Here is a 24,414-nt window from a genome sequence, read left to right as displayed (position 1 = left end):
GCTTCAAGATCTCAGACATCGCAGGGGATGCGTGCAAACGAAAGCCGGCCGCCAGACGCGCCATATTACTCCCGGCTATATGGACGGGATGCGGCGGCGACAACGACCTGTCCGGTGGCCGGTCGGCCGGCGGTGGGTTCGCAATTTCCAGCTGACCAAATATAATTGAGTGTTATTTTCATTACCAAACCCCTTCCCGAACGGCTGCCCCGGCAGCTCTTTTCCCCCCCGCCTCTGCGCGTTTTCGATGCCCACGGCCGCGTCCCGCCCCGATCCCGACCTGCATGCCTGGTATGTCGACCACGGCGGCTGGCTGCTGGGCTGGCTGAAGAAGAAGCTGGGCTGCCCACACAACGCCGCCGATCTGGCGCACGACACCTTTGCGCGCATCCTGGCGTCGCGCGATGCGCTGGCCGCGGTCAACGAACCGCGCGCCTATCTCTCGGTCACGGCCAGCCGGCTGATCATCGACCAGGCCCGCCGCCGCGAGGTCGAAGCCGCCTACCTGGCCGAGCTGAGCCTGGCGCTGCGCGACCAGCCGGGCGCGCCATCGCCGGAACAGATCCTGATGACCTCGCAGGCGCTGGCGCAGATCAGCGCCATCCTGGACGGGCTGGCCGAACGGCCGCGCCAGGCGTTCCTGCTGCATTACCTGGATGGCGAGACCCACGCCGCGATTGCCGCGACACTGGGCGTGTCCGACCGCATGGTGCGCAAGTACCTGGTGTCGGCGCTGGTGCATTGCCATGAACAGGTGCAGGCATGAGCGCGGCCGGCACACCGTCCATCGCGCACGAAGCTGCCCAGTGGCTGCTGCGCCTGACCGAGGATGACGCCAGTCCGGCCGAACGCGAACGGCTGCGGGCGGACTTTGACGCCTGGAAGCGCGAACATCCGCAGCACGAAGCCGCCGCGCGACGCATGGAATCCGTGCTGGCGCAGCTGGGTGCGCTGCGCGACGACGCAGCGGGGCAGACGCAGCCGCTGCACGCGGGTTTGAAGGCGGGCTGGGCAGCCGGCCGGCGCCGCCGCGTGCGCCGCGCCATGGCCGCCGTGGCGCTGGCGGGCGTGCTGGCCGCGCCGCTGGCGGTGTTCCTGCATTTCTATCCCTCGTCGTATCTGCTGGCCGACATGCGCAGCGGCGCCGGCCAATGGCAAACGCACGTCCTGTCGGACCAGAGCCGCGTGACGCTCGAACCGGGCACGGCGCTCAACCTGCATTTCGATCCACAGCGGCGCGAGGTGGAACTGGTGCGCGGCGACATCCTGGTGGAAGTCGCCAAGGATGCCGCCCGGCCGTTCACGGTGCGCACGGCCGAGGGCACGGTGCGCGCGCTGGGCACCCGCTTCGTGGTGCACGCCGAGGCCGGCGTGACCGTGCTGACCATGCTGGAATCCAAGGTGCGGGCCACCCCGCGGCAAGCGGCGGGCGGCGCGGGGCGCGAGGTGTCGGCCGGCCAGGCCTTGCGCATCACCGCGCAGGGCCTGGGCGAACCGACGGCCGTGGACGTGGCCGCGCTGGAAGACGCCTGGCAGTACCGCCGCCTGGTGGTGCAGGATCAGCCGCTGGTCGACGTGCTGGATACCCTGGCGCGCTATCGGCCGGGCGTCATGCGCATCGACCGCGAGGCGCTGGCCGGCATGCAGGTCAATGCCGTGCTGCCGCTGGACGACCCCGAGCGCGCGCTGCAATTGCTGGCCAGCAGCTTCCCGATCCGGGTGCGCACGTTGACCCCTTGGCTGGTGATGATCGACCGGGTGGCGCCCGCCCGCTGACTTTTTTTACTTTTTTTCGCTGCAACGGTTCCGCTTTTTCCGCGTGGCGCGTCATAGCAATCAGGACACTCACGCACACGGAACCCGCTATGCCCTTGCCGACCCTGACCCACCGCCTGACCCCGCTGGCGCTTTGCCTGGCGCTCGCCGCCCTGGGAGGCGCCACCGCCCTGCCCGCCCACGCGCAGCAGCAGACCGACGCCGCGTTGCCGTACGACATTCCCGCCGGGCCGCTGGCGCCGGCGCTGAACCGCTATGCCCAGCAGGCGGGCGTGGCGATATCCGTGGACGCCAGCCGCATCCAGGGCCTGACCACGCCGGGCCTGCGCGGACGCTATCGGGTGGACGAAGGTTTTCGCGCACTGCTGGCCGGCAGCGGTTTCGCGGCCACCCGCAGCGCGGGCGGCTATGTGCTGACCCCGCAGCCGCAACCCGGCGCCACCACGCTGCCGGCGGTGCGCGTCAGCGGCCAGGGCGTGCCCGGCGCGCTGGACCCGACCGCGGGCCTGCTGGCCTCGACCAGTTCCAGCGCCACCAAGACCGACACGGCCCTGATCGAAACGCCGCAATCGGTGTCGGTCATCACCCGCGAACAGCTGGACGAACAGAAGCCGCGCAGCGTGTCCGAAGCGCTGCGCTATACGCCCGGCGCCTTCACCGGCCTGGTGGGCGCTGCCGACCGCTACGACTACGTGGCATTGCGCGGCTTCATCGAGAACAGCACCGACAACACCATCTACGACGGCCTGAAGCTGCTGAGCGATTCGGGCACGTTCAGTTCGATCCAGATCGACCCGTACTTCGTCGAGCGCATCGACGTGTTCCGTGGCCCCTCGTCGGTGCTGTTCGGCCGCAGCGCGCCGGGCGGCCTGGTGCAACTGACCAGCAAGCGCCCGCTGTTCGAGCCGTATCGCTCGGTAGAGGTGTCGTACGGCACGCAGGGCCAGAAAAGCGCGGGCTTCGACCTGGCCGGCCCGGTGGACGACCAGGGCAAGGTGGCCTACCGCGTGACCGGCCTGGGCCGGTCCACCGACACGCAGTTCGACAACACCCGGGAAGAGCGTTACGCGATTGCGCCGCAGGTGATGTTCAAGTTCACGCCGGACACCAGCCTGCTGCTCCAGGCCTATTTGCAGCGCGACCCCAGCGGCGGCTTCCATAGTGGCGTGCCGGCCGACGCCAGCATCACCAACGACCACGCCGGCCAGCGCATTTCACGTCACTTCGTGGATTCGGACCCGGACGACAATCAGTTCAAGCGCAACGAGCGCATCTTCGGCTACCAGTTCGACCATCGTTTCAATGATCGCTGGACGTTCCGCCAGAACGCGCGTTACGTGTCGTCCGACGTGCGCCTCAAGCAGGTCTACGGCTATGGCTGGGCCAACGATACCGAGCTGACGCGCTATTACTCGGGCGCCCGCGAAACGCTCAGCGCCTTCGCCATCGACAACCAGTTGCAGGGCAGCTTTGAAACCGGCGCGGTCAAGCACACGCTGCTGCTGGGCTTGGACTACCAGCATCGCCACGCCGATGGCCGCTGGGATTCAGGCTCGGCGTCGAACCTGGATGCGTTCCAACCAGACTATGCCAAGGGCGACGTGCAGATCACCAGCCGCACGTTCTTTGACCGCAAGCTGGAGCAGACCGGCTTCTACCTGCAGGACCAACTGGCCTACGACCGCTGGCGCCTGACGCTGAGCGGCCGCCAGGACGAGGTGCGCACCACGGATTCGAGCCGCACCGGCGCCTACCTGTCGGACAAGAACTGGAACGGCTCGACGTTCACCAAGCGCGGCGGGCTGGTCTATCTGTTCGACAACGGCGTGTCGCCGTATGTGAGCTACAGCGAATCGTTCAACCCCAACGCCTATGTCGACCGCCAGGGCAACCTGCTGCCCCCGACCCAGAGCAAGCAATACGAAGTGGGCGTGAAATACCAGCAGCCCGGCACCGAGAACATGGTGACGCTGGCCGTGTTCGACCTGACGCAGGACAACGTCGCCAACCGCGTGCTGGCGCAGACCTACTACACCGCGGCGGGCAAAGTGCGTTCACGCGGGATCGAGCTGGAAGGCAAGACCCGCCTGACCGACAACCTGACGATGCTGGCCGCCTACACCTTCACCGACATGCGCTACCGCGAGTCGGCCGAAGGCCTGGCGGGCAAGACGCCCTACCAGGCGCCGCGCCACATGGCGTCGGTGTGGGGCGACTATCAGTTCGACAACGGCCTGGGCGTGGGCGCCGGCGTGCGCTACGTGGGCACCAGCTGGGCCGACAACGCCAACACGCTGAAGGTGCCGGCGTACACGCTGCTGGACATGTCGGTGCGCTACGACCTGGGCCGGCTGTCGTCCTCGCTCAAGGGCATGAGCGTGCGGGTCGCGGCCAACAACCTGCTGGACAAGACCTACGTGGCCTCGTGCGCCAGCCTGAACTACTGCTACTACGGCGAAGAACGGAACGTCGTGGCGACGTTGAAGTATGCGTTCTGAGGCACGCGTTCTGCAGCGGTTCTATCCCGCGCTTGCCGACTGAAGCAAGCCCTTGCGCCGCGGCACTGTCCGCGGCACAAGGCACTCTGCGCGCCTACCAGCGATAGCGTGCCGTCATCACCACCGTGCGCTCGGCGCCGCGGTAGCACTCGCCCATGTAGCAGATCGAGTAGTAGTCGCGGTTGAACAGGTTGGTGGCATTCAGCGCCAGGCGCCACGGGCCCGTTTCGTAATGCACCACGGCATCGACCAGGGCCACGCCGGGCTCGCTGGAGGTGTTGTGCTCGTCGTTCTGGCGCCGGCCGGTGTAGCGCACCCCGGCGCCCGCGCCCAGGCCTTGGGCCAGCGTGTAGTCCAGCCACAGCGCCGCGGTGTGCCTGGGCACGCCCATCGGGATTTTGCCGACCTCTTGTGGATCGCCGCTGCTGCGCACCTTCATGTCCAGCAAGGTGTAGGACGCAGCAACGTTCAGGCCGCGCATCAGTTCGCCCTTGGCTTCGAGTTCAATGCCGCGGGCGCGCTGCTTGCCGGTCTGGCGCTGTTCGTCGGTGATGGGGTTGTAGCTGACGATGTGGGTCTTGTTCAGGTCGAACACGGCCACGGTGTACAGGCTGCGCGAGCCGGCCGGCTGGTATTTGACGCCCACTTCCACCTGCTTGCCGCGGCTGGGCTTGAAGGGGTTGTTGTCCGCGTCCACGCCGCTGTTGGGCACGAACGATTCCGAATAGCTGATATAGGGCGCCAGGCCGTTGCCCACCAGGTAGGTCAGGCCGGCGCGACCGCTGAAGGCGTTGTCCGTCTGCGTCTGGTGGGTGTCGTGCAGGCGATCGTCCGTGGTGGACGTGACCCGGTCCTGCCGCCCGCCCAGCGTCACGATCCAGTGGTCGTCCAGCTTGATCTGGTCTTGCAGATACAGGCCGGCCTGGCGGATCGTCTGGCGGTAGTCGGCCAGCGGGTTGGTGGGCGTCGCGATGGGCACGCCATAGACAGGGTTGCGCAGATCCAGGTCGGGCGCCGGGCCGATGTAGCGGTTGGCCTTGGCGCGCTGTTCGCTCCAGTCGAACCCCATCAGCACGGTGTGTTCGGTGCCCCAGAGCCGCAGATTTCCCTGCATCTGGGTGTCCACCACCGATTGGCTCAGCGGGTCGTCCCAGGTGCGGGCGACGCGGGAAATGGCGGTGACGTCTTCGTTGACCTCGTCCGTCCAGATCACCCGCCGGTCCATCGACAGATGGCTGTAGCGGAAATTCTGGCGCAAGGTCCACGCCTCGTTGAAGCGATGCTCCAGCAGGTAGCCGATGGATGCCTGCTCGCTGCGCATGCGGCTGAAACCCGGGTCGCCCATCTTCACGTCGGTAAGCTTGTAGTCCTTGGCGAAATAGTAGGGATCTTCACCGGTCTTGTTCTTGATGTACTCGGCCAGCAAGGTCACCGACGTGGCGGCGCTGGGCTGCCAGCGCAGCGAGGGCGCCAGGTACAGGCGCTTGCGGTTGATCTTGTCGCCATTGGGGTATTTGTCCTGGTCGTCGCTGTCCAACCCCACCCCCACCAGTCGGTAGCTGAGCGCGTCGTCCTGGCCGAAGGCGTCGCCCAGGTCGAAGGCCAATTGCTTGCGCTCGTAGCTGCCGTATTGCACCTCCACCTCGCGGATGCGCTCACCGGTGGGACGTTTGCTGATGCGGTTGAGAACGCCCCCGGCATCGCCCTGCCCGAAGGTCATCGACGACGGGCCGCGCAGCACTTCGATGCGTTCCAGGCCGTAGGGCTCGGTGGAGTAACGGGTGACGCCGGTGGGCGTCTGCGCCAGGCCGTCGCGGAACGACACGTAATAGGTCGAGAAGCCACGCAGGTTGATGTATTCCCAGCCGCGGTTATCGGGGCCATAGGTATTGCCGGACACGCCCGGGGTGTACTGGACGGCGTCCATCACATCCAGCGCGCCGCGCGCGTCCATTTCGTCGCGGCCGACCACCGAGATGGACTGCGGTACTTCCAGGATCGGCGTGTCGGTCTTGGTGGCGGTGGCGGTACGGCTGGCGGCGTAGCCGGGTACGGCGCTGAAGGCGGTTTCGCCGGTGACGGTGACGGCGGGCAGCGTGGCAACGCCAGCCGCAGGCGCCTCGCGCAGCACATAATTGCCACCGCCGCGATGACGCGCATCGAGTCCGCTGCCGGCCAGCAGATGGGCCAGGCCGGCGTCCACGGCGTAGCTGCCGCGGATACCGGCGGACTGGCGGCCGCGGGTCTGGTCGGCGTCGAACGACAACGTGATGTCGGCGGCAGCGGCATAGCGGCTCAGCGTGACGTCCAGCGGACCGGCGGGGATATCGTAGCTGCGGACCGAGGGTGCGGCCTGGGCCCGAGCGGCCGGCGCCAGCGGACTTGCGGCCGAGGCGGCCCAGACGGCCGCGGCGAGCAGGACGGGCAACAGGCGCGGGACGCCCAAGGCGCGCGGCGGCCGGGAAGATAGACCAGACATCAAGGGAAACGCAGGGCGGACAACGGCGGCTTGCGGCTTGCGGGACACGGCGGCTCTCATAGGCAGGACAGGACATGCCACACGGTCCAGACAGGGCAGGCAGCCCCTGGACCAGGCGGCTCTATCTGGTAGGCCGGATGAGAACGGGAAAGAGCAACCCCGCGATGAAAATATTTTTGGATCAACGCGGCACGACACGCACCCAGTAGCGGGTGCGGGTGCGTAGCGCCACGGGTAGCGAAGCCGCCACGTTTTCCAGCACCGCATCGGTATCGGCCAGGCGGAAGGCACCCGACAGTCGCAGATGGGCCACCGCCGGATCGCACGAGAGGCTGCCGCTGCGATAGCGCGCCAGCTCGGCGATGAAGTCACCCAGCGGCTGGTCAATGGCGACCAACCGACCGTCGACCCAGGCGGCCTGGCCCTGCACCACGGGCTGGGGCGCGGCGGCGGCGCGCGCCGTCAGCAGGCTTTGCTGGCCGGCCGACAGGCGCTGCGAAGCGCTGCCCGGATCGGCAGGCTGCAGCAGCACGGCGTCCTGGAATACCGCCACCCGCGTGGCATGTTCTTCGCGGCGCACCGAGAAACGCGTGCCCAGCGCGCGCACGCTGCCGTCCGGCGTCAGCACTTCAAAGGGCCGGCGGCCCACGTTGTCGGGCGCGGTCTGCACCAGGACTTCCCCTTGGTACAGGCGCAGCAGCCGGCGTTCGGACCCGTAGTCGACGTCAACGGCAGACCCGGTATTCAGATAGAGCATGCCGCCGTCGGGCAGCGTGACGGTGCGCCGTTCGCCGGTGGCGGTGCGCAGCCCGGCGGTCAGCACCCGCCATGCAGGCGCGTTGTACATGCCCAGCGCCGCCCCGCCCCCAGCGAGCACGGCCAGGGCGAGCAGGCGCCGGCGTTGCTGTTGGCGGGTGGCCTGCAATGTGGGCAACAACAGGTCGCCGGGCACGCTGCCCAGGCGCTCTTGCAAATCCAGCATGCGCGCCCAGGCCTGGCGATGGCGGGCGTCGGCGTCCAGCCATCGGCCCCAACCGGCCCGCGTTGCCTCGTCGGCGTCGGTGTCCTGCAAGGCCACGTACCAGCGCGCGGCCGCTTCAAGCGTTTCTGCGGAAACCGTCATGGATCAGTACGTTGCAACACGGTAGGAAGTCTCTATGGCCTGCCGACTTGCACACCCTGGTCGGCGGCCAGCAGCAGGCATTGCGTCAGCGCGCGCACCATGTGGTTCTTGACGGTGGTGACGGAAACGCCGAGCTTGGCGCCGGCTTGGGCGTAGGTCAGTTCCTCGAACTGCACCAGCAGGAAGATCTCGCGGGTGCGCGGCCCCAACTCGTCCAGCATGCGGTCGATGGCCAGCACGGTTTCCAGCACGATGGCGCGCGCCTCGGGCGAAATGGCGACCGGCTCGGGCCGCGCGGCCAGGGTTTCCAGGTAGGCGCGTTCGATGGCCTGGCGGCGATAGGCATCGGTCACCAACCCGCGGGCGATGGTGGCCAGGTATTCGCGCGGACGCAGGATGGCTTCGACGTTGCGGTTGGCCAGCACGCGCAGGAAGGTGTCCTGCGCCAGGTCGGCGGCGTTGTCGCGGTTGCCGAGCTTGCGCCGCAGCATGCCCACCAGCCAGGGGTGGTGGGCGCTGTAGAGCGCTTCGAGAGAGAGGGTGGGGGCCTGGTCTGACATGGGGCGAACGTGACGCCCATGCAACCGAGCGGCTTAAGAATGAATATTATTCTCGATTCTAGCCGAGAGGCCTGCCGCCGTGGCAGGGGAAAAATCGGGCCGTTGCGGCAAACCCACGGCATCCATTCCGCCCCCCTATCGGCTGCGGGGGGCTTGCCGCCCGCCACGCGCCGGCTTGGGCCGCCCCTGCGCCGGCCCCGCCGCGATCAACGCATCCACGCGTTGCAGCTTTTCCGCCGCCACCTCGCGTAAATGCCGGATCAGCAACTGCGCCGCGGGCGACGGCGGGCGCGCCTTGGGGTAGATCAGGCCGTATTGCAGCGGCGTTTCGGGTTCGAAGCGGCGGATCTGCGCCCCCAGGTGCGTCTGCGTGAGCGCCGTCAACGGATCGCTCAGCGCCGCGCCGCAGCCGCGCACCGCCAACTGGCAGGCGATGAAGCCGAACGACACATCGAACTGGGCCTCGGGCTGGTAACCGACCTTGGCGAAGGCGCGCGCGTAGCGGTGGTACAGCGCGCCGCGCAGCGGCAGCCCGATGAAGCGGCCCTGGCCCAGGATCTGCGGCGTAATCACCGCCTGCGCCGCACGCGGATCGTCGGGCCCCAGAATGGCGACGGCGCGCGATTCGGCCAGCACCTCGGTGGTAAGCAGCGCGTGTTCGACCGGCAATTGCGCCAATGCCAGGTCGAAATGCTGCTGGCTGATCCAGGCATCCACATTGGGCGGCATGCGCGCATTGATGGTGACGCCGAAGGCATTGTCTTCCTGCACCGCGCGGGCCACGGCCTCGACCAGCAGGCCTTCGATCAGGTGCTGGGCCACCAGCACGTTGACGTGGGTGCGATTCTTGCGCCGCGCGCCGCGGGCATATTCGGTGACGGCGTCGCCGGCCCGCAGCATCTCGTCGATGCGCTGGTAAAAGCCCTGGCCCTGCTCGGTCAGGGACAGCCGCCGCCCTTCCTTGACCAGCAGCGGAAAGCCCGCCTCTTCTTCCAGCGTCGCCAGCAGGCGGCTGACCTGTGACGCGCTGCGATGGATGCGCAGCGATGCCTCGGCAATGCTGCCGCCTTCGACAAAGGCGCGCAGCGCCTCCAGGGCCATGAAGTTCAAGATGCGTCTCCAGACAGTTGCGAGATATGCAAGTTTTATGCCGAATTTCGACATTGACGCACATTACCCCTCGTCCTGACAATGGCCCTGCCGATGGCGCTCAACGATGGCGCCGTCGTAAAAACAGCAAGGGGAATTCCATGAACGCAGTACACCGACTGGCCGCCGCGGCCGCACTTTGCCTGGGCCTGGCCGGCGGGACGCAAGCCGCGGATGCCTACCCGTCCAAACCCGTCAAGGTCATCGTCCACACCCTGCCCGGCGCGTCGTCCGACGTGCTGGCGCGCGCCGTCAGCAAGGCCATGGGCGAGCAGCTGGGGCAGTCTTTCGTGGTGGAAAACCGCTCGGGCGCCGGCGGCGCGATCGGCGTGGATGCCGTGGCCAAGGCGGCGCCGGACGGCTATACGCTGCTGGCCGGCGCGTCCAGCGCGATGGTGATGCTGCCCATCGTGCTGAGCCGCAAGCTGCCGTACGACGAGAACAAGGACTTCGCGCCGATCGGCATCATTTCGCGGTCGCCGTTCGTGCTGGTGGCCAGCAAGGCGTCGGGCATCCGCAGCGTGCAGGACCTGATCGCCCGCGCCAAGGCCGAACCGGGCAAGCTCACCTACGGCAGCGCCGGCCCCGGCACCAATCCGCACCTGCTGGGCGAACTGTTGAGCCAGTTGGCCGGCATCCAGCTGTCGCACATTCCGTACAAGGGGCCGGCGGCGGCCGAATCCGACCTGATCGGCGGCACCATCGACATTCTGTTCGATACGCCGTCGTCCGCCCTGCCCTACGTGAAGTCGGGCAAGACGGTGGCCATCGCCGCCACCAGCGACGCCCGCGTGGCCGAGGCGCCGGACGTACCGACCGTGGCCGAACTGGGCTATCCCAGCCTGACGCTGTACGGCTGGACGGCGCTGTATGCGCCGGCCGGCACGCCGCCCGCGGTGGTGGAGAAGCTGCAGGGCGCCCTGCGGCAGGCGCTCAAGACCCCGGCGCTGCGCGAGTTCATCCTGAATTCGGGCAACGACATCCTGGACCTGTATGGCGACGACCTGCTCAAGATGCAGGTCGGCATGCAGACCTTCTGGCGCGACATCGTGAAAGCCCGCGGCATCCGCCTGGACTGAACGGCTTCTTTTCCCATCCCTGAACCGCGGCCGTCCGGCCGCGAGGACGACTCCCATGAAGATCAAGATCCGGCTCGCCGTGCGCGACTGGGATTACATCGTGCCGCTCGCACTCGGTGACGTCACCGTCCCCGGCATCGACCTCGACGTCCATCGCGTAGGTACCCTGCCCGACGACCTGGCGAGCGACCCGCGCTTCGATGCGGGCGAGATGTCGATGAGCCGGTACTGCCTGGGCCGCGCCCGGGGCCGCACCGACATCGTCGGCGTGCCGCATTTCCTGATGCGTGGCTTTCGCCACCGCTGCATCATTACCGCGCGGTCCAGCGGCATCACCCGGCTGGACCAGTTGGCCGGCGCCCGCATCGGCATGACCGGCTGGCAGGATTCGGGCAACACCTGGACGCGCGCGCTGCTGCGACGCGAGGGCATCGGCGTGGACGACGCCCGCTGGCAAGTGGGCCGCCTGACCGGCGCGCATCCCATCACCGACCGCCTGGGCGGCTTTGGCCGGCCCGGCGTGATCGAGGCGGCGCCCGGCGAACGGCCGCTGGTGGACCTGCTGCGCAGCGGCGAACTGGACGCGGTGTTCACGCCCTTCATGCCCGACGGCTTCTTCGATGCCGGCTCGGACCTGCGCCAATTGCTGCCGGCCTGCCGCGACAGCGAGGTGGATTACTTCCGTCAGGTGGGCTACGTGCCGGGCATCCATCTGCTGGGCATCAAGCCCGCGCTGGCCTGCGCCCACCCGTGGATCGCGCAGGCGCTGAGCGAAGCGCTGGACGCGTCCGCCACGCTGTGGCTGGACAAGCGCCGCAAGTATGCCGACACCACGCCCTGGATTCTGGACGAGCTGATCCAGACCTCGCGCGACCTGCCCGCCGGCTGGAACCGCAACGGGCTGGAGCCGAATCGGAAGATGATCGCCGACTTCGCCACCGAACTGCATGCGCAGCAACTGACCGATCGCGTCATGACGCCGGACGCGCTGTTTCCGCGCGCGCCCTGAACGCCGATCGACGCCTCAAGAACCACCGCCAAGGAATCGCCATGAAAATCGCCCTGGGGCAATTCGCCGTCCACCCGACCTGGGAAGACAATGCCCGCCTTTGCCAAGACCTGATCCGCCGCGCAGCCGCCGCCGGCGCCGACCTGCTGGTGCTGCCCGAGGGCATCCTGGCCCGCGACATCGCCGACCCCGACCTGGTGCGCCGCGCCGCCCAGCCGCTGGACGGTCCGTTCCTGTCGCAACTGCTGGACGCCTCGCGTGCGCTGGACCTGACCGTCATCATGACCGTGCACACGCCGGCCGACGGGGGCCGCGTCTGGAACACGCAGGTGGCGCTGCGCCGTGGCGAGATCATCGCCCAGTACCGCAAGCTGCACCTGTACGATGCATTTTCGATGCAGGAGTCCGTCAACGTGGTGCCGGGGTCGGACGTGCCGCCGCTGGTGCCGGTGGCCGGCATGCAGGTGGGCATGATGACCTGCTACGACCTGCGCTTTCCCGAGCTGGCGCGGCGTCTGGCGCTGGATGGCGCCGACGTGCTGGTGGTGCCGTCGGCCTGGGTCAAGGGGCCGCTGAAGGAAGCGCACTGGGCGGTGCTGAGCACCGCGCGGGCGCTGGAGAACACCTGCTACGTGGCGGCCGTGGGCGAATGCGGGCCGCGCAATATCGGCGCCAGCATGGTGGTGGACCCGCTGGGAGTGGTGATCGCCGAGGCGGGCGAGCAGGCCACGCTGCTGTTCGCCGACCTGGATCCCGCACGGATCCGCCATGCGCGCGAGGTGCTGCCGGTATTGAAGAACCGGCGCTTCGCGCGGCCGGAACTGGCTTAGCGGTTAGCGGCCGCACCCGGGCGAAGGCACGCCAGCATCGGCGCCGCTCGGCATCGACGGCGAGCGATGCGCTATCTCAAGACGTTGCGCACGAACCGCAGCGGGGTGTCGCCATCGTTGCGATACGCATACGGCTGGGCGCTGCTGTAAATGACGAAATCGTTGGCCGCCACCTGCCGGGCCACGCCCGACAATTCCAGCTGCAGCATGCCTTCCATCACGTAGACCATCTCGTGCCAGCCAGGCGGATCGGGCTCGGCCACGTAGGTCTCGCCCGGCGCCAGCACCCACAGCCATAGCTGCGCCTCGCAACTGGCGGGGGCCGCGCCCAGCAGCACCGCCTGGCTGCCCGGGCGCTTGCCGCGCCAGGCGCGCGCCTCGATGCGGCGGCGTTCCCGCGTCGGGTCACTGACCAGGTCCACGAACCCCACCCCCAGCCCATGCGCCAGCTTGTCCAGGCTGGACAGGCTGATGTTGGCCGTGCCGGCTTCCAAGCCTGCGATCATGCGGCGGCTGATGCCGGACGCATCGGCCAGCGCGGTCTGGCTCAGGCCCGACGCCTTGCGCAACCGTTTGAGGTTGGCCCCGACGTGGGTGAGGACATCGCGGTCGGAATTGGTGATGTGCAGTATATTGCTCAAATTAGTGACACCTCAAGTCTGCCGTGAAGCCCAAATCGATGTTCGCCCTGTCGCGCCAGGAAATCGCCCTGGTGCTGGTCACCATGCTGTGGGGAAGCACTTTCCTCATTATCCATATCGCCATGCAGCATAGCGGACCGCTGTTCTTCGTGGGCCTGCGCTTCACCATCGCCGGCGCGATGTCGATGCTGCTGTTTCGCAAGCACATGGCGGGCCTGACGCGGCACGAGGCCGGCGCGGGCATCGCGATCGGCAGCGCGCTGTTCCTGGGCTACTACCTGCAGACGGTCGGGCTGCGCACCATCAGCAGCAGCCAGTCGGCGTTCATCACCGCGCTGTACGTGCCGATCGTGCCGCTGTTGCAATGGGCCGTGCTGAAACGCCCGCCTGGCCTGATGAGCTGGGTCGGCGTGGCGCTGGCCTTCACCGGCCTGGTGCTGCTGGCCGGACCCGAGGCGGGTTCCCTGCATTTCAGCCCCGGCGAAATCGCCACCCTGGCCGGCGCCGCGGCCATTGCCGCCGAGATCATCCTGATCGGCCACTTCGCCCAATCGGTGGACAGCCGCCGCGTCACCGCCGTGCAGTTGCTGACGGCGGGTCTGGTGTCGTTTGCGCTGATGCCGGTGCTGGGCGAAGGCGTGCCCCCGTTCTCGTGGCTGTGGGCCGGTGCGGCCATCGGCCTGGGCCTGGCCAGCGCAGTGATCCAGCTGACGATGAACTGGGCGCAGAAGTCGGTGTCGCCGACCCGCGCCACCGTGATCTACGCGGGCGAACCGGTGTGGGGCGGCATTGTCGGCCGGCTGGCCGGCGACCGCCTGCCCGCGCTGGCCTTGGTGGGCGCCGCGCTGATCGTGGCCGGGGTGCTGGCCAGCGAAGTGAAGTTCAAGCGCAAGCCGAAACGCAAGCTGCGCGAAGCCTGACGGCTGCGGCGACGGGCTTGGCGCCGAGGTCTGGCGCCGGGGCCGCCGCCCCGGTCCGATCAGCCCGCCTGTTCCAGGAACGCCTGCAACGCCGGTACGGTATTGAGCACATGACGGCGCATCGCCGCTTCGCACCGGTCGGGATCGCGCGTTTGCAGCGCGTCGATCAGTTCCTGGTGCGACTCGCGCACTCGCAGCACGCGGCCCGGCTGGGCCGCCCACAGGCGCATATAGGGTTCGACCACCGAATGCAGCTCTGAAATCTGGCGCAGCAGGCGCGGCTGCTGGCAGAAACTGCACAGGTATTCGTGGAAATCGCGATGCGCGGTGGTCCAGTCCAGGTAATCGCCCGACCCTTGCTCCAGCTGGTCGAGCATGCTGGCCAGGCGGCGCACGTGTTCGGCGCTCATGTTCAGCACGGCGTTGCGCATGGCCAGGCCTTCGAGCACCGAACGCATCTCGAAGACCTCAAGCATTTCCTGCTGGTTCAGGCCGCGCACCACGGCGCCGCGATTGGCGCGGATGTCCACCAGCCCTTCGGATGCCAGCCGGCGCAAGGCGCCGCGCACCGGCATGCGGCTGGTGCCGATTTCGCTGGCGATGACGTCCGGGACGAGCCGGTGCCCGGGCGGGTAGTTGCCCAGCCGGATCTCGCGTTGCAGGTGCAGGTACGCCTCTTCTTCGGCGCTGACGGCTGTCTTCTGGAATTGCAGCATCTTCGTCCCCGGGGTTTCGCAAAGGCGCCATGATAGATAAACGCAAAAATAACACAAATTGGATCCAGTGATCCATGGATGCAAATCCCTATGGCCGAGGCCGGCCGGGTCGCGTCAAATCCAGTCCTGGCGCGCCGACCGTGCGCGCCCGCCGCAACGCAACGGGCGACAGACCCGGCCGGCGCAACCGCCTGGCTACATAGCCTGATTACTTCGCGATCAAGGGGAATCCATGCAATTTCGTCTCATCCGGGCCTTGGGCTGCGCCGCCGCCCTGGCCTTCACCGCCCAGGCGGGCGCCCAGAGCGCCTCCGCCGCCACCGACTGGCCGCAGCATCCCGTGCGCATCGTGGTGCCGTTCCAGGCCGGTTCGGCCACCGACCTGATTTCGCGCCAGCTGGGCGCGGCGCTGTCCACCGAACTGGGCCAGCCCTTTGTGGTGGAAGCACGCCCCGGCGCCGCCGCCGCGATCGGCAGCGCCTCGGTGGCGCGGTCGGCCCCCGACGGCTACACGCTGCTGATGGGCGGCCCGGCCGCGATCGTCACCAACCGCTTCCTGCAAAAGCGCCTGGCCTACGACCCGGACGCCTTCGCGCTGGTGTCGATGGTGGCCTACACGCCCAACATCCTGCTGGCCAATCCGCAGCAGCCGTTCAAGACGCTGCCCGAAATGGTGGCCTACGCCCGCGCCAACCCCGGCAAGCTGACCTATGCCTCGTTCGGCACGGGCACCACCTCGCACATGGCCGGCGAAATGCTCAAGTCGGTGGCCGGCATCGACATCCTGCACGTGCCGTACAAGGGCGCCGGCGAAGCCATTCCGGCACTGCTGAGCGGCCAGGTGTCGATGTACTTCGACACCATCATGACCGGCCTGCCGCAGGTCAAGAGCGGCGCGCTGCTGGCCCTGGGCATGTCGAATTCGCAGCGCTCGGTGCTGGCGCCCGACATTCCCACCATCGCCGAGCAAGGCTACGCCGGCTACGACATTGCCCCCTGGTACGGCCTGGTGGCGCCGGAAGGCACCCCGGCCCCCGTGCTGGACAAGCTGAACCGCGCCGTCAACAAGGTGCTTGCAGACCCCGTGCTGCGCGGTAAGCTGGCCGAAGCCGGCGCCGAGCCCCGGGGCGGCAGCCGCGAGGAATTCGCCGCCTTCATCAAGGCCGAAATTCCGCGCACCAAGCAACTGATCGACCAGGCCGGCATCACGCCGCAGTAAACCTCCTTAGAAAACCTTGCCCATGTCTTCCCCCTTCGATTGGTCTTTCCCCTACGCTTCCCGAAAAATGCCGGTGCTGGCCGCCAACGCGGTCGCCACCAGCCAGCCGCTGGCGGCGCAAGCGGGGCTGCGCATGCTGCTGGCCGGCGGCAATGCCGTGGACAGCGCCATCGCCACCGCCATCGCGCTGACGGTCGTCGAACCCGTGATGAACGGCATCGGCGGCGACATGTTCGCGCTGGTCTGGCACGAAGGGCGGTTGCATGGCTTGAATTCCAGCGGCTGCGCGCCGGCCGCCTGGACGCCCGAGTACTTCGCCGGACGCGAGGCCATGCCGGCCACGGGCTGGGGCACGGTCACCGTGCCGGGCCAGGTGGCGGGCTGGAAGGCCCTGTCGGACCGCTTCGGCAAGCTGCCGTTCGCCACGCTGTTCGAACCGGCGATCGCCTACGCCGAAGACGGCTTTCCCGTCAGCCCCACCATCGCCCGCCAGTGGGCCACCCAGATGCCCAAGCTGGCGCACGAGCCAGGCTTTGCCGAGGCCTTCCTGCCGCAGGGCCGCGCGCCGCTGCCCGGCGAATGGTGGCGCTTTCCCGACCAGGCCCGCACCTTGCGCGAGATCGCCGAAAGCGGTGGCGACAGCTTCTACCGCGGCGCGCTGGCCGCCAGGATCGCCGACTTCGCGGCCCGCTCGGGCGGCGCGCTGACCGCCGACGACCTGGCCGAGCACCGCCCCGAATGGGTCGAGCCGATCTCGCAATCGTTCCGCGGCTACGAACTGCACGAAATCCCGCCCAATGGCCAGGGCATCTCGGCGTTGATGGCGCTGGGCATGCTGGAACGATTCGACCTGGAATCCATGGGCCGCGACAGCGCCGACTACTACCACGTCAGCATCGAAGCCATGAAGCTGGCGTTCGCCGACCTGCACCACCACGTCGCCGACCCGCGCCACATGCGCACCGACGCGCGCGCCCTGCTCGACCCGGCCTACCTGGCCGAGCGCGCCCGCCTGATCTCGATGGACCGCGCCGCCGTGCCGGTGGCCGGCACGCCCGCCACCGGCGGCACGGTCTACCTGACCACCGCCGACGCCGGCGGCACCATGGTGTCGTTCATCCAGTCCAACTACCACGGCTTCGGGTCGGGCGTGGTGGTGCCGGGCACCGGCATCAGCCTGCACAACCGCGGCCTGAACTTCGTGCTGACGCCCGGCCACGCCAACCAGGTCGCGCCGCGCAAGAAGCCGATGCACACCATCATCCCCGCCTTCGTCACGCGCGGCGGCGAACCGGTGATGTCGTTCGGCGTGATGGGCGGCTCGATGCAGGCGCAGGGCCACCTGCAAATGGTGACGCGCCTGGCGGCCTTCGGCCAGAACCCGCAGGCGATGAGCGATGCGCCACGCTTCCGGGTCGAGAAAGGCCCGGTGGTCAACGTCGAAGCGCACCTGCCGGACGACGTGGTGCAGACGCTGCGCCAACGCGGCCACAACGTGGCGGTGGCGCCGACCGACAGCCTGGAATTCGGCTCGGCCCAATTGATCTGCCGGCTGCCGCAAGGCGGCTACGTGGCGGCGTCGGACTCGCGCCGCGACGGGCAGGCGGTGGGGTTCTAAACGAACGGCACGCTGCGCCGGCTTGCGTCGGCCAGCGTCACGCCTGGCCGGCCGAAGGGGGCGATACGGGCCACGAAGCACGCTTTATCGGTCATATGGGCGACGCGGCGCAGGGCGATACTGGCACGCTGATCCCCACACAGGTTCTGCCTGCCGGTTCCATGACTTTGCTTTCGTCCGCCTGCGGATTCCCGCAGCAGGCCATCCGTTGGTCCACCCACTTGGCCGCCCGCCGGCGCACCTCGTTGGCGCGCGCCCTGGCGCTGGCCGCCACGCTCCTGGCGACCTCGCTTGTCCCCGCCGCCCGGGCCGCCCTGCCCATGGCCGTGGACGGCCAGCCGCTGCCGTCGCTGGCGCCGATGCTCGAACGCGTCACCCCCGCCGTCGTCAACATTTCCGCCCAGGGCGACAGCCGCCAGGCGCCCGGCATCGGCCAGGCCGCCGGGGCCGGCCGCCAGAGCATCGGCTCGGGCGTCATCGTCGATGCCACCCAGGGCAACATCCTGACCAATCACCACGTGGTGCGCGGCGCCACGTCCATCCGCGTCTCGCTGCAGGACGGCCGCAGCTTCACCGCCACGGTCGTCGGCAGCGACCCCGACACCGACCTGGCGGTGCTGCGCATTCCGCCCGACAAGTTGCAGGCGTTGACCCTGTCGGACTCCAGCGACCTGCGCGTCGGCGACTTCGTGGTCGCCATCGGCGACCCCTACGGCCTGGGCCAATCGGCCTCGTCGGGCATCGTGTCGGCGCTGGAACGCTCCAGCCTGCGCGCGGCCGGCTACCAGAACTTCATCCAGACCGACGCGTCCATCAACCCCGGCAACTCGGGCGGCGCGCTGGTCAACCTGAACGGCGAACTGGTCGGCATCAACACCATGATCTACACGCCGTCCGGCGGCAACGTCGGCATCGGCTTCGCCATCCCGTCCAACCTGGCCGGCGAAGTCATGCGCCAGTTGCTGCAACACGGCCAGGTACAACGCGGCGGGCTGGGGCTGGACACCGTCGACGTCACCCCGCGCAACGCCCGCCAGCTGGGACTGGCGCCGGGCACGACGGGCGTGGCGGTGGCGCGCGTGGCGGACGGTTCGCCGGCGCAGCAGGCCGGCGTGCAGGCGCGTGACCAGATCCTGGCGGTGGATGGCAGGTCCATCGGCACCAGCGCCCAATTGCGCAATGCCGAAGGGCTGCTGCCGGTGGGCAAGCAGGTGCGGCTGACGCTGCTGCGCGCCGGCCAGCGCACCGAAGCCGTGCTGCGCATCGAACCGGAAAAGAACGAACGGCTGCACGGCGGCTCTCTTGACGCACGGCTGAACGGCGTGGAATTCACCGAGATCGGCCGCGAACAGCGGCTCAAGGGCAACGACGGCGTGGCCGTCAGCGCCACCTACCCCGACCGCGGGCCGGTCGCGGCGCGGATGCAGCGCGGCGACGTCATCATCGGCGTCAACCAGCGCCCGGTCAGCCGGCTGGCCGACCTGCGCGGGCTGCTGGCGGGCGCCGCGCCGGGGCAGCCGCTGCTGCTGACGCTGGTGCGCGGACAGGCCATGTACACCTTGCAGATCAACTAGCGCCCACCGTCGTATGGCGGCAACGGGGTGCCCCCGGCGCCTGGCTGCCGGCTCACGCCAGGCCGCCTGGCAGGCGATAATCGCGGCTCCCCTGTCCCGCCGTTGCCGTTCCGATGCCTTTTTCCGACGCCACCCTTGCCCTCTGGGCCATTTCCGCCCTGGCGATCGTCGGCATTCTGCTGCGCCCCTGGAACCTGCCCGAATACGTCTGGGCGGGCGGCGCGGCCTTGCTGGTCACGGCGACCGGCCTGGTTCCCTGGCAGGCGGCGCTGGGCGCGGTCGGCAAGGGCCTGGACGTCTACCTGTTCCTGATCGGCATGATGGTGCTGGCCGAGCTGGCCCGCCAGCAGGGGCTGTTCGACTGGCTGGCCATGGTGGCCGCGCGCCACGCCCGCGGCTCGGCGCGGCGCCTGTTCGACCTGGTGTTCCTGGTGGGCATCCTGGTCACCGTGTTCCTGTCCAACGACGCCACCGCCGTGGTGCTGACCCCGGCCGTGTATGCGGCGGCCAAGGCCGCCGGCGCACGCCCGCTGCCCTACCTGTTCATCTGCGCCTTCATCGCCAACGCCGCCAGCTTCGTCCTGCCGATCTCCAACCCTGCCAACCTGGTGGTGTACGGCAGCCAGATGCCGCCGCTGCTCGACTGGCTGCGGCAGTTCACCCTGCCGTCGGTGGCCGCCATCGCCCTGACCTATCTGGCGCTGCGCTACACCCAGCGCGACGCCCTGCGCCAGCCCCTGCAGGCCGACATCCCGGCGCAGCCGCTGAGCGCCGGGGCGCGTCTGACCGGCCTGGGCATCATTCTGACCGCCATCGTGCTGATGCTGGCGTCCGCGTTCAATGCCGACCTGGGCCTGCCCACCTTCATCGCCGGCCTGGCCACCGCGGCGGGCATCCACCTGCGCCAGCGCATCAGCCCGATGCCGGTGCTGCGCCACGTGGCCTGGGGCGTGCTGCCGATGGTGGCGGGCCTGTTCGTGCTGGTCGAAGGCCTGGCCTTGAGCGGCGCGATCGACGCGCTGGCGCGGGCGCTGGTGCAACTGGCCAGCCAGTCCGCCGGGCAGTCGCTGTGGGGCGCCGGCATCGTGTCGGCACTGGCCAGCAACCTGATCAACAACCTGCCCGCGGGCCTGATCGCCGGCTCGGTCGGCCAGATCGCCCACCTGCCCGCGCAGACCACCGGCGCGCTGCTGATCGGCGTGGACCTGGGGCCCAACCTGTCCATCACCGGCTCGCTGGCCACGCTGCTGTGGCTGATCGCCGTGCGGCGCGAAGGCCAGCACGTCAGCGGCCTCGCCTTCCTGAAGCTGGGCGCGCGGGTGATGCCGCCCGCGCTGCTGGGCGCCTTGCTGGCCCTGGCGCTGGCGGGCGGCTAGCGGCATCGCGCCGGGCTGACCCGGATATCCAGGGCAACCGTTGCCTTGGCGCCCCCGCCGCCCCGCCATCGCCTACGGCTGCGCCAGCAGGCGCTGGATCTCGGCCTCGGTCTCGGCATAGCGCCCCTCGCCGAAATGGCGATAGACGACGTTGCCCTGCTTGTCGATCAGGTAGAACGCCGGCCAGTACTGGTTGCGGTACGCGTCCCAGGTCTTGTACTGGTTGTCCTGCGCCACCGGATACTCGATGCCGAAGCGCTTGATGGCGTCCGCCACGTTCTTGGTGCTGCGCTCGAACGGAAACTCCGGCGTGTGCACGCCCACCACCACCAGGCCCTGGTCCTTGTATTTCTGGTGCCACTGCTTCACGTACGGCAGGGTGTTGATGCAGTTGATGCAGGTGTAGGTCCAGAAATCGACCAGCACCACCTTGCCGCGCAGGCCGGCCTGCGTCAGCGGTTCGCTGTTCAGCCAGGTCTGGATGCCGGTGAATTCCGGCGCGGGGGCCGACGCCGGGGCGGCGGCCTGGGCGGCCGAGCCGATCAACAGGCCGGCCAGCGCCAGCTTGACGGAAACGAGGGCCCGGCGGGCCGGCAGGCGGATGGACATCATGGTTACTCTCCTTGCAGGGTCGCGATAACCCAGGGGAACACGAAGACCCGGTGGGGTCACGAAAACAGACGGCTGATCCAGGCATAGGCCAGCACGTCGTACTGGAAATAGATGGCGGCGGCCGAGGCCACCAGCAGCACGCCGAAGGCACGCTGCAAACGCACGGCATGACGGGCGATGGCGCGCACGCGGCCGGCGGCGAAGCTGCCGCCATAGGCGATCGCCAGCATGGGAATGCCCGCGCCCAGCCCATAGGCCAGCAGCAACAGGCTGGACTGCCCCAGGTCTTCGGCACGCGCCGCCAGCACCAGGATCGACGCCAGCACCGGGCCGGCGCAGGGCGTCCAGACGGCGCCCAGCGACATGCCTAGCACGAAGCCGCCGGCATTGCCATCACCGCCCCTGCCGCCCAGGCCGATCACGCCCTGCAACGGTCCGGCCAGCCGCGCCGCCAGCCAGTCATAAGGCCGTGGCCAGATGCGTGCCACGCCAAACAGCGCCAGCAGCGCCACCGACACCGCGCGCACCGCCTCGTGGGCCGATTCGACGGCATGGGTCAGCAGGCTGAGCGCGATGCCCAGCCCCGAAAACGCCAGCACGAAGCCCAGCACGATGTACAGGGGCCGCCACCGGCCCGACCGTTCGACGGCGCTGCCCAGCAGAATGGGCAACAGCGGCAGCACGCAGGGCGAGGCCACCGTCAGCATGCCGGCGCCCAGCGCAAGAGGGGTGTTGATCAGGGTCATGATGCGGCGGTCCGTTCCGTGTCGATGACCGCATTGAACGCGCGCCGCGTATCCGCCCTGTGCCCGGAACGCGGCTTTTTGCACCGCTTTTGTATCCGCCCCGGGCCTGCATACACTACGACACACTTCGCCGGGCGGGCGGGGCTATAACGTGCCGGACACCCTTGCTGGAGCTGCACGCATGCCCCCCCTTCGCCTCCCCATCACGCCCCACAAGCCCCCCGCCGGCAATCGCCTGCGCCGCCTGTTCGCCATGCTGGCATTGCTGGCCGGCGGCCTGGGCGCCGAAGCCGTGCAGCCCGGCCCGTGCCAACTGATCCACGACAGCCAGGTCCGCCGCCGCGAGCAGCCCGATGAGTAGAATGAGCCCACTGTCGAAACGCCGCCGCCAGACGGCCTTTCCGTTTCCTCCGCACGGGTAAGCCATGGACCCCATAGACCACATCCTGATCGTCGACGACGACCGCGAGATCCGCGAGCTGGCCGGCAACTTCCTCAAGAAGAACGGCCTGAACGTCACCCTGGCCGCCGACGGCCGCCAGATGCGCTCGCTGCTCGAAAGCCTGACCGTCGACCTGATCGTGCTGGACATCATGATGCCCGGCGACGACGGCCTGGTGCTGTGCCGCGAGCTGCGCGCCGGCAAGCACCGCCGCACTCCCATCCTGCTGCTGACCGCGCGCGACGAAGACATGGATCGCGTGCTCGGCCTGGAAATGGGCGCCGACGACTACCTGGTCAAGCCCTTCGTGGCGCGCGAGCTGCTGGCGCGCATCAAGGCCATCCTGCGCCGCACCCGCATGCTGCCGCCCAACTTCCAGGTCACCGAGCCGGGCCGCGAAGTGCGCTTCGGCACCTGGACGCTGGACACCACCGCGCGCCACCTGCTGGACGCCGAAGGCACCATCGTGTCGCTCAGCGGCGCCGAATACCGGCTGTTGCGCGTGTTCCTGGACCACCCGCAGCGCGTGCTCAACCGCGACCAGTTGCTGAACCTGACGCAAGGGCGCGACGCCGATTTCTTCGGCCGCTCGATCGACCTGCTGGTCAGCCGGCTGCGCCAGCGCCTGCGCGAAGACGCGCGCGAACCCCTGTACATCAAGACCGTGCGCAGCGAAGGCTATGTGTTCGCCGCGCAGGTCGACGTATCCGAGGCGCCGTAGATGGCCTGGGTTCCAGCGCTGCGCCGCTGGCCTCGCACCCTGGCCAGCCGGCTGTTCCTGATCTTCCTGGTGGGCCTGGTGCTGGCCCACGCGCTGTCGTTCTCGCTGCTGTTCTACGAACGCTACCAGTCCGCCAAGAGCGTCATGCTGGACAACCTGGAACGCGACGTGGTGGTGGCGCTGGCCATCCTGAACCGCCTGCCCGCCGCCGAGCGCGCCGATTGGCTGCCGCGCCTGGCCAGCAGCAACCGCCAGTACCTGCTGGGCCCCGGCGATTTCGACCGCCCTTTGCAGACGCCGGCCGCCGAGGGCGTGCGCGATTCGATCCAGGCCGCACTGAACGGCGCCTATCCACTGGCCTTCGGCACCGTGGGCGACGACCCCAAGCACATCCAGGTGCGCGCCCTGCTGGCCGACGGGCAGCCCGTCACGCTCGACATCCACATGGCCGTCATGCCGCTGGCGGTATGGCTGCCGGTAGTGCTGGCAGCGCAACTGGCGCTGCTGATCCTGTGCGCCTGGCTGGCCGTGCGCCTGGCGATTCGCCCGCTGACCCACCTGGCCGGCGCCGCCGACGCCATGAGCCCCGACCGCCAGAGCCCGCGCCTGGCCGAAGACGGGCCGGCCGAAGTGGCGCAGGCGTCCGCCGCGTTCAACGCCATGCAGGACCGCATCGCCGCCCACCTGGCCGAACGCATGCAGATCCTGGGCGCGATCTCGCACGACCTGCAAACGCCGATCACCCGCATGAAGCTGCGGTCCGAATTCATGGACGACTCCATCGACCGCGACAAGCTCACGCACGATCTCCAGGAAGTCGAACAACTGGTGCGCGACGGCCTGGCCTATGCCCGCAGCGCGGGCGCCGCCACCGAACCCGCCGTGCGCATCGACCTGGACGCCTTCCTGGACAGCCTGGTGTGCGACTACGCCGACATCGGCAAGCCGGTCACGCTGCAAGGCCACTGCCCCGCGCCATGGCAGACGCGGCCGCGCGCGCTGCGCCGCGTGCTGGGCAACCTGATCGACAATGCCCTGAAATTCGGCGGTGCGGCCGAAGTCGTCATGGGCGCGACCGAGGGCGGCGGCGTGTCGATCCGCGTGCTGGACCGCGGCCCCGGCATTCCCGATGACCAGCTGCAGGCGGTGCTGCAGCCCTTCTACCGACTGGAAGGCTCGCGCAACCGCGACAGCGGCGGCACCGGCCTGGGGCTGGCCATCGCGCAGCAGCTGGTGGGCATCCTGGAGGGCGAACTGCGGTTGAAGAACCGCGAGGGCGGCGGGCTGGAAGCGGAGATACGGCTCAAGCCGTCGGCTTGAGCCTTC

At 68.8% G+C, this 24,414-nt stretch carries 22 protein-coding genes; 14 read left to right on the top strand and 8 right to left on the bottom strand.

The genetic code is table 11. The features are described from left to right. The first annotated feature begins 247 nt into the window (after positions 1–247). From AC6LJ2_RS01655 to AC6LJ2_RS01645, 3 genes are all read left to right on the top strand, one after another. Positions 248–766 carry a sigma-70 family RNA polymerase sigma factor gene (locus tag AC6LJ2_RS01655; protein ID WP_498150603.1) on the top strand — a complete coding sequence of 173 codons (519 nt, stop codon included), beginning with the start codon at positions 248–250 and terminating at the stop codon, positions 764–766. Next, a complete protein-coding gene (locus AC6LJ2_RS01650) occupies positions 763–1,776 on the top strand; it encodes a FecR family protein (RefSeq protein ID WP_498150602.1) in 1,014 nt (337 codons plus the stop codon). Before AC6LJ2_RS01655 ends, AC6LJ2_RS01650 begins: the two co-directional genes overlap by 4 nt. 89 nt (positions 1,777–1,865) lie before the next feature. Beyond that, positions 1,866–4,274, top strand: a complete 2,409-nt coding sequence (locus tag AC6LJ2_RS01645) for a TonB-dependent siderophore receptor (protein ID WP_498150601.1) — start codon at positions 1,866–1,868, stop codon at positions 4,272–4,274. Positions 4,275–4,368: 94 nt separating this feature from the next. Here AC6LJ2_RS01645 and AC6LJ2_RS01640 read toward each other — a convergent pair whose 3' ends face one another. The 4 genes from AC6LJ2_RS01640 to AC6LJ2_RS01625 all read right to left on the bottom strand — a co-directional run bounded on the left by AC6LJ2_RS01640 (position 4,369) and on the right by AC6LJ2_RS01625 (position 9,537). Further along, the gene (locus AC6LJ2_RS01640) at positions 4,369–6,753 is read right to left on the bottom strand and encodes a TonB-dependent siderophore receptor (protein ID WP_263912240.1); all 2,385 of its coding nucleotides are present in this window, start codon (positions 6,751–6,753) and stop codon (positions 4,369–4,371) included. A 181-nt stretch (positions 6,754–6,934) separates the two neighbouring features. Continuing rightward, positions 6,935–7,876, bottom strand: a complete 942-nt coding sequence (locus AC6LJ2_RS01635; protein ID WP_498150600.1) for a FecR domain-containing protein — start codon at positions 7,874–7,876, stop codon at positions 6,935–6,937. A gap of 32 nt (positions 7,877–7,908) precedes the next feature. Next, positions 7,909–8,436, bottom strand: coding sequence for a sigma-70 family RNA polymerase sigma factor (locus AC6LJ2_RS01630; protein ID WP_498150599.1), 528 nt, complete (start codon positions 8,434–8,436; stop codon positions 7,909–7,911). 135 nt (positions 8,437–8,571) lie between these two features. Continuing rightward, on the bottom strand, positions 8,572–9,537 hold the full coding sequence (locus AC6LJ2_RS01625; protein ID WP_445659201.1) for a LysR family transcriptional regulator: 966 nt from the start codon (positions 9,535–9,537) through the stop codon (positions 8,572–8,574). Between the two features lie 149 nt (positions 9,538–9,686). On the opposite strand from AC6LJ2_RS01625, the gene AC6LJ2_RS01620 reads away from it, so the two are divergent. Genes AC6LJ2_RS01620 through AC6LJ2_RS01610 form a run of 3 tightly spaced genes read left to right on the top strand, consistent with a single transcriptional unit; the run spans position 9,687 to position 12,503 of the window. After that, entirely contained in the window at positions 9,687–10,664 is a 978-nt protein-coding gene (locus tag AC6LJ2_RS01620) for a Bug family tripartite tricarboxylate transporter substrate binding protein (protein ID WP_263912244.1), read from the top strand. Positions 10,665–10,719: 55 nt separating this feature from the next. Beyond that, on the top strand, positions 10,720–11,673 hold the full coding sequence (locus tag AC6LJ2_RS01615; RefSeq protein ID WP_498150598.1) for a substrate-binding domain-containing protein: 954 nt from the start codon (positions 10,720–10,722) through the stop codon (positions 11,671–11,673). Between the two features lie 41 nt (positions 11,674–11,714). Then, the gene (locus AC6LJ2_RS01610; protein WP_498150597.1) at positions 11,715–12,503 is read left to right on the top strand and encodes a deaminated glutathione amidase; all 789 of its coding nucleotides are present in this window, start codon (positions 11,715–11,717) and stop codon (positions 12,501–12,503) included. 71 nt (positions 12,504–12,574) lie between these two features. Here the strand turns inward: AC6LJ2_RS01610 and AC6LJ2_RS01605 are convergent, their stop codons facing one another. Next, positions 12,575–13,144: a helix-turn-helix domain-containing protein gene (locus AC6LJ2_RS01605; protein ID WP_498150596.1), complete on the bottom strand. Its 570-nt coding sequence runs from the start codon at positions 13,142–13,144 to the stop codon at positions 12,575–12,577. A 38-nt stretch (positions 13,145–13,182) separates the two neighbouring features. On the opposite strand from AC6LJ2_RS01605, the gene AC6LJ2_RS01600 reads away from it, so the two are divergent. Continuing rightward, entirely contained in the window at positions 13,183–14,064 is an 882-nt protein-coding gene (locus tag AC6LJ2_RS01600) for a DMT family transporter (protein ID WP_498150634.1), read from the top strand. A 59-nt stretch (positions 14,065–14,123) separates the two neighbouring features. On the opposite strand, the gene AC6LJ2_RS01595 is transcribed toward AC6LJ2_RS01600, so the two are convergent. Next, on the bottom strand, positions 14,124–14,780 hold the full coding sequence (locus AC6LJ2_RS01595) for a GntR family transcriptional regulator (RefSeq protein WP_498150595.1): 657 nt from the start codon (positions 14,778–14,780) through the stop codon (positions 14,124–14,126). 232 nt (positions 14,781–15,012) lie between these two features. Here AC6LJ2_RS01595 and AC6LJ2_RS01590 point away from each other — a divergent pair, with 232 nt between their 5' ends. The 4 genes from AC6LJ2_RS01590 to AC6LJ2_RS01575 all read left to right on the top strand — a co-directional run bounded on the left by AC6LJ2_RS01590 (position 15,013) and on the right by AC6LJ2_RS01575 (position 20,567). Beyond that, positions 15,013–15,999: a Bug family tripartite tricarboxylate transporter substrate binding protein gene (locus AC6LJ2_RS01590; RefSeq protein ID WP_498150594.1), complete on the top strand. Its 987-nt coding sequence runs from the start codon at positions 15,013–15,015 to the stop codon at positions 15,997–15,999. A gap of 22 nt (positions 16,000–16,021) precedes the next feature. Continuing rightward, a complete protein-coding gene (ggt, locus tag AC6LJ2_RS01585; RefSeq protein WP_445657147.1) occupies positions 16,022–17,617 on the top strand; it encodes a gamma-glutamyltransferase in 1,596 nt (531 codons plus the stop codon). Between the two features lie 161 nt (positions 17,618–17,778). Continuing rightward, positions 17,779–19,191, top strand: a complete 1,413-nt coding sequence (locus AC6LJ2_RS01580; RefSeq protein ID WP_445657148.1) for a trypsin-like peptidase domain-containing protein — start codon at positions 17,779–17,781, stop codon at positions 19,189–19,191. A gap of 113 nt (positions 19,192–19,304) precedes the next feature. Further along, complete coding sequence (locus tag AC6LJ2_RS01575) at positions 19,305–20,567, top strand: arsenic transporter (RefSeq protein WP_498150593.1); 1,263 nt, start codon at positions 19,305–19,307, stop codon at positions 20,565–20,567. Positions 20,568–20,639: 72 nt separating this feature from the next. Here the strand turns inward: AC6LJ2_RS01575 and AC6LJ2_RS01570 are convergent, their stop codons facing one another. Together AC6LJ2_RS01570 and AC6LJ2_RS01565 are read right to left on the bottom strand one after the other, a co-directional pair. Then, entirely contained in the window at positions 20,640–21,179 is a 540-nt protein-coding gene (locus AC6LJ2_RS01570; RefSeq protein ID WP_263912256.1) for a thioredoxin family protein, read from the bottom strand. A 56-nt stretch (positions 21,180–21,235) separates the two neighbouring features. Next, positions 21,236–21,928 carry a cytochrome c biogenesis CcdA family protein gene (locus AC6LJ2_RS01565; protein ID WP_445659202.1) on the bottom strand — a complete coding sequence of 231 codons (693 nt, stop codon included), beginning with the start codon at positions 21,926–21,928 and terminating at the stop codon, positions 21,236–21,238. Between the two features lie 178 nt (positions 21,929–22,106). Between AC6LJ2_RS01565 and AC6LJ2_RS01560 the strand changes: the two genes are divergently transcribed. From AC6LJ2_RS01560 to AC6LJ2_RS01550, 3 genes are all read left to right on the top strand, one after another. Next, the gene (locus tag AC6LJ2_RS01560) at positions 22,107–22,286 is read left to right on the top strand and encodes a hypothetical protein (protein ID WP_263912257.1); all 180 of its coding nucleotides are present in this window, start codon (positions 22,107–22,109) and stop codon (positions 22,284–22,286) included. A 64-nt stretch (positions 22,287–22,350) separates the two neighbouring features. Further along, positions 22,351–23,088: a response regulator gene (locus tag AC6LJ2_RS01555; protein WP_025137773.1), complete on the top strand. Its 738-nt coding sequence runs from the start codon at positions 22,351–22,353 to the stop codon at positions 23,086–23,088. Further along, positions 23,089–24,408, top strand: coding sequence for an ATP-binding protein (locus AC6LJ2_RS01550; protein ID WP_498150592.1), 1,320 nt, complete (start codon positions 23,089–23,091; stop codon positions 24,406–24,408). The last annotated feature ends 6 nt before the right edge of the window (positions 24,409–24,414 follow it).

It is taken from the genome of Achromobacter sp. 1014246743 (assembly GCF_059760725.1).
This window is presented reverse-complemented; position numbering and strand designations above follow the sequence as displayed.

Bases quoted from the DNA above. Each gene is read 5' to 3' on its own strand.
- AC6LJ2_RS01620 (WP_263912244.1), top strand. From the start codon at position 9,687: ATGAACGCAGTACACCGACTGGCCGCCGCGGCCGCACTTTGCCTGGGC.
- AC6LJ2_RS01645 (WP_498150601.1), top strand. From the start codon at position 1,866: ATGCCCTTGCCGACCCTGACCCACCGCCTGACCCCGCTGGCGCTTTGC.
- AC6LJ2_RS01555 (WP_025137773.1), top strand. From the start codon at position 22,351: ATGGACCCCATAGACCACATCCTGATCGTCGACGACGACCGCGAGATC.
- AC6LJ2_RS01595 (WP_498150595.1), bottom strand. From the start codon at position 14,780: ATGCTGCAATTCCAGAAGACAGCCGTCAGCGCCGAAGAAGAGGCGTAC.
- AC6LJ2_RS01570 (WP_263912256.1), bottom strand. From the start codon at position 21,179: ATGATGTCCATCCGCCTGCCGGCCCGCCGGGCCCTCGTTTCCGTCAAG.
- AC6LJ2_RS01610 (WP_498150597.1), top strand. From the start codon at position 11,715: ATGAAAATCGCCCTGGGGCAATTCGCCGTCCACCCGACCTGGGAAGAC.
- AC6LJ2_RS01630 (WP_498150599.1), bottom strand. From the start codon at position 8,436: ATGTCAGACCAGGCCCCCACCCTCTCTCTCGAAGCGCTCTACAGCGCC.
- AC6LJ2_RS01640 (WP_263912240.1), bottom strand. From the start codon at position 6,753: ATGTCTGGTCTATCTTCCCGGCCGCCGCGCGCCTTGGGCGTCCCGCGC.
- AC6LJ2_RS01615 (WP_498150598.1), top strand. From the start codon at position 10,720: ATGAAGATCAAGATCCGGCTCGCCGTGCGCGACTGGGATTACATCGTG.
- AC6LJ2_RS01600 (WP_498150634.1), top strand. From the start codon at position 13,183: ATGTTCGCCCTGTCGCGCCAGGAAATCGCCCTGGTGCTGGTCACCATG.
- ggt (WP_445657147.1), top strand. From the start codon at position 16,022: ATGTCTTCCCCCTTCGATTGGTCTTTCCCCTACGCTTCCCGAAAAATG.
- AC6LJ2_RS01590 (WP_498150594.1), top strand. From the start codon at position 15,013: ATGCAATTTCGTCTCATCCGGGCCTTGGGCTGCGCCGCCGCCCTGGCC.
- AC6LJ2_RS01575 (WP_498150593.1), top strand. From the start codon at position 19,305: ATGCCTTTTTCCGACGCCACCCTTGCCCTCTGGGCCATTTCCGCCCTG.
- AC6LJ2_RS01580 (WP_445657148.1), top strand. From the start codon at position 17,779: ATGACTTTGCTTTCGTCCGCCTGCGGATTCCCGCAGCAGGCCATCCGT.
- AC6LJ2_RS01550 (WP_498150592.1), top strand. From the start codon at position 23,089: ATGGCCTGGGTTCCAGCGCTGCGCCGCTGGCCTCGCACCCTGGCCAGC.
- AC6LJ2_RS01655 (WP_498150603.1), top strand. From the start codon at position 248: ATGCCCACGGCCGCGTCCCGCCCCGATCCCGACCTGCATGCCTGGTAT.
- AC6LJ2_RS01625 (WP_445659201.1), bottom strand. From the start codon at position 9,537: ATGGCCCTGGAGGCGCTGCGCGCCTTTGTCGAAGGCGGCAGCATTGCC.
- AC6LJ2_RS01560 (WP_263912257.1), top strand. From the start codon at position 22,107: ATGCCCCCCCTTCGCCTCCCCATCACGCCCCACAAGCCCCCCGCCGGC.
- AC6LJ2_RS01650 (WP_498150602.1), top strand. From the start codon at position 763: ATGAGCGCGGCCGGCACACCGTCCATCGCGCACGAAGCTGCCCAGTGG.
- AC6LJ2_RS01635 (WP_498150600.1), bottom strand. From the start codon at position 7,876: ATGACGGTTTCCGCAGAAACGCTTGAAGCGGCCGCGCGCTGGTACGTG.